Origin of the sequence: Limnohabitans planktonicus II-D5 (assembly GCF_001270065.2) — a bacterium.
Classification (GTDB): domain Bacteria; phylum Pseudomonadota; class Gammaproteobacteria; order Burkholderiales; family Burkholderiaceae_C; genus Limnohabitans_A; species Limnohabitans_A planktonicus.
Genome location: NZ_LFYT02000036.1, coordinates 1 through 3,632, shown reverse-complemented (window position 1 = coordinate 3,632; position 3,632 = coordinate 1). Strand labels below are relative to the sequence as shown.

The 3,632-nt window shown below is 61.2% G+C and carries 2 protein-coding genes; both read right to left on the bottom strand.

The window, feature by feature from the left end:
- Positions 1 to 76: 76 nt before the first annotated feature.
- Complete coding sequence (locus H663_RS38875; protein WP_165803951.1) at positions 77 to 1,207, bottom strand: efflux RND transporter periplasmic adaptor subunit; 1,131 nt, start codon at positions 1,205 to 1,207, stop codon at positions 77 to 79.
- A complete protein-coding gene (locus tag H663_RS38865) occupies positions 1,204 to 2,688 on the bottom strand; it encodes a TolC family protein (RefSeq protein ID WP_165803950.1) in 1,485 nt (494 codons plus the stop codon). The genes H663_RS38875 and H663_RS38865 overlap by 4 nt, the downstream gene beginning before the upstream one ends.
- Positions 2,689 to 3,632 lie beyond the last annotated feature (944 nt).

Sequence of the window (3,632 nt, the reverse complement as noted above, 5' to 3'; positions counted from 1 at the left end):
GACGGACCATCAGCAATGAAAGAAACACCCCTTATCGGGGGATCTTGGCAGGCCCCGGCAAGGGGGCCCTGGGGGCTCAGGGCGGAGTGGGCGTGGCCATCGCCACACGGCCACTCATGCCGGCCTTCAATTTCGCAGGGGGATTGAGCAGTTGCGCCACCACCTTGACCGATTGGCTCACCGGGTCGACCCGGGTGCCTGTGCGCAGCACTTGCGCCTTGATGCTCAGACCCAGTTCATCCACCAGGATGGACACCTCGTCGCCCGGCGCAATGCGGCGCAACCAGGTGGACGGTGCCAAAAACTCGATCTCATAACCGCCATCGTCCAGCACCACCATCAGGGCCTGGCCCGGTTGCACGAACTGGTGGTTTTGCTGCAAGTTTTCGCCCACCACACCGTTGAAGGGGGCTGCGATGGTGCATTTTGAAACCTGGGTTTCCATGATCCTGAGTTCTGACTGCAGGCGCTCGACGGCGTTGCGCGCCAGCGCCAGATCGGTCTTGCTGCCCGCTTCAAGCTGGGCCAGGCGCTCTTGCGCCTTGAATTGCAGTTGGGCGGCACTCACCTCCACTCGGGACTTGTCCCTTTGCGCCACAAACAGGCTGCAATCGAGCCGGGCGAGCACATGGCCTTTATCAAAACGACGGCCCTCGGGCAGCAACGTGATGAGCACCCCACCCACCTCGGCAGACACCGTGGCTTGGCTGCGGGCACGCACCTGGGCCCGGATGTCGACATTGGCCAGGCCCGACGCGCTGGGTGCCCCCCAGCTTGCCCCCGAGGCAGCTCCTGAGGCTGTTGTCGCCCCATGGGGCAAACTGCCAGCGGCGGGTGTTTCGGTGCCCGATGCATCAGGTGCCACATACCCGGCGATCCGATACCCGGCCGACATGACCCAAGGGCCTGGTGCCAAGGCCTGGGGCACGGCCGTGAATGCTGGTGCCGAGGATGCAGCGGGTGCAGAAGACGCTGCGGGGGCTGAAGACGCTGCGGGGGCTTTGGGCACGGCTACAGGTGCAGGTGCAGGTCCGGGTGCAGGTTTGGCGGCAAGGGCTGCTGCGGATACCGCAGGTGCTGCAGGTGCTGCGGCTGCAGGTTTGGCCGCAGGCGCTGCGGGCAGTGCCCCACGCTCTTGTGCCTGGCCCAGTTGCGCGCACACGCACAGGGCACAGCCCAGTCCGGTGGCTCGAATCATTCGGATCATTGTTTATCTTCCGTCCCTGTGACCGGCTGCGCTGGGCTCCAGCTGGTGCGCAAGTTTTTCTGGCGCACCTGCTCGGTCAATGTTTCCAATGGCTGACTCAAGGGCTGGTGTTCCATCTCCTGCCCCAAAGCTGCCTGCAAACGGCTTTCGGCCATCTGCACCTGTGCCAAGCCCTGGTAACGCCTGAACTCGCTGAGCAAGGCGTTGCTTTGGATAGACACCGTTTCCAGTCTTCCACGCAGCAAAGCGGTCTGTAAGGCTTGACTTTGCTGCAACAAACGCTGGTCAATTTCCCACATCTGCTGCGCACGGGCATAAGCGTTGGCCGCGTTTTTCAGGGCCATGCGCGCCATGTGCACCTGGGTGAGCACCGCCATCTGGGTGACCATGCGGCGCTGGTCTGCCAGTTGCACGCCCGCTTCAGCCAAACGCGCCTGCACCGGCACAGTCAGCAAGTTCAGCAAGTTGAAGCTCAGGCTGGCACTGGTCTCCATCCAGTTGTGATGCACCAAATAGCGGTCACTGTCATAGCGAGCGCTGCTGTTGAAGTTGAGCGACGGAAACAAGCGCAGCATCACTTTGCGTGTTTCTTCGCGGGCCATCTGGCTCTGGATGTAGCTGTCGCGCACATCGCCGTTGTGCGCCAAGGCCATGTTTTCGAGCAACTCGGTGTTGTCCAGGCCGTCCAGCATGACGCCTTTGGGCCAATCCACCTGCAAGGTAATGGGCTGGTTCAGGGGCAAATTGACCAAGCTGGCCAACTCCACCTCTGCCGGAGCCAAGTCCTGCTCGATGCCTTCGAGCAAGCGGATGTTTTCCACCAGTTGCCGCTGGTAGGCCAGCGCCTCCTGAGGGGGACGCACGCGCTCGGATTCGATCTGGCGAGAGGCTTTCAAGGCCTCATCGGCTTCATCAATGGTTTGGCGCAATTTGCTGCGCATGGCCTGTGCAGCAGCAGCCCGCCAAAAGGCGTTGCGCACATCCTGCATCAGGGCGTGCATGGCCTTGCGGCGCTTTTGCTCGGCAATTTGCGCCCGACCATCGCTTTGGCGGGCGTTGAAATACGCCACCGCCGTGTCCAGCACATTCCATGAAACGCCCAAGTCCCGCTGAATGCTGCTCAAGTCTTGCGTCGGCGTGTCCACACCCAGGCTCTGCCTGACCTTGTCCCGCTCGGTACGGTTGACGCGGGCATTCACGCTGGGCAGCATCTCCAGCAAAGAGGCCCGATAAGTGCCCGAAGCCAGCAAAGCCTCCATCTGGCGCGCCCGCAAGTCCAGGTTGTATTTGAGGGCGCGGGCCATGGCCGCTTCCATGCTCAGGGGGCCTTGCAGCGCATCCACATGTTTTTGCGAGGCCTCGCGGTCTTTCTGGTTTTGTTGCGCAAAATCAGCCAATGGCCCCGGGGCCTGGCTGTCAGGGATCACCGCGCAAGCCCCCAGCAGCACCGACAGCGCCAGCCCCAGGGCAGACCGCCCCATCTTGCGGCCCCTGCCCGCACCAGCCCGATCTTCCCGCCCCATTGACAAGAAATGGCCTTCACTCCTTGCTGGTTGTAATTTTTGACAAATAGTATGTCTCATTGATTAAAAAATGCCAAGAACGTTAAACATGACATTTTCATCAATTAAATAAGTATCAGTAATGTCCAATTGGGTAATTACAAATCACATTCATCTCCCAAATCTGCTCTGTTGCCGCCAACCCACAAAAGCCATTTCCCCTTCGGCACTCGAAGAGTCCGACGTTTACCGCGCCAACCACGCGCCTCATTCATGTCTTGCAGGTTTGCCCACATCCGTCGAGGTCTGCAACCACCGACCTGCAACTGCGGGCTTTTGTCGGGGTCTTCGACCGCCGACCTACAAAGCACCCCGTAGGTCGGCACTCGAAGAGTCCGACGTTTACCAAGCCAACCACGCGCCTCATTCATGTCTTGCCGGTTTGCCCACATCCGTCGGGGTCTGCAACCGCCGACCTACAAAGCACATCGTAGGTCGGCACTCGAAGAGTCCGACGTTTACCGCGCCAACCACGCGCCTCATTCATGTCTTGCCGGTTTGCCCACATCCGTCGGGGTCTTCGACCACCGACCTGCAACTGCGGGCTTTTGTCGGGGTCTTCGACCGCCGACCTGCATAGCACCCCGTAGGTCGGCACTCGAAGAGTCCGACGTTTACCGCGCCAACCACGCGCCTCGTACATGTCTTGCCGGTTTGCCCACATCCGTCGGGGTCTGCGACCGCCGACCTGCAACTGCGGGCTTTTGTCGGGGTCTGCGACCGCCGACCTACAAAGCACCCCGCAGGTCGGCACTCGAAGAGTCCGACGTTTACCGCGCCAACCACGCGCCTCATTCATGTCTTGCCGGTTTGCCCACATCCGTCGGGGTCTTCGACCGCCGACCTGCAACAGCGGGCTTTTG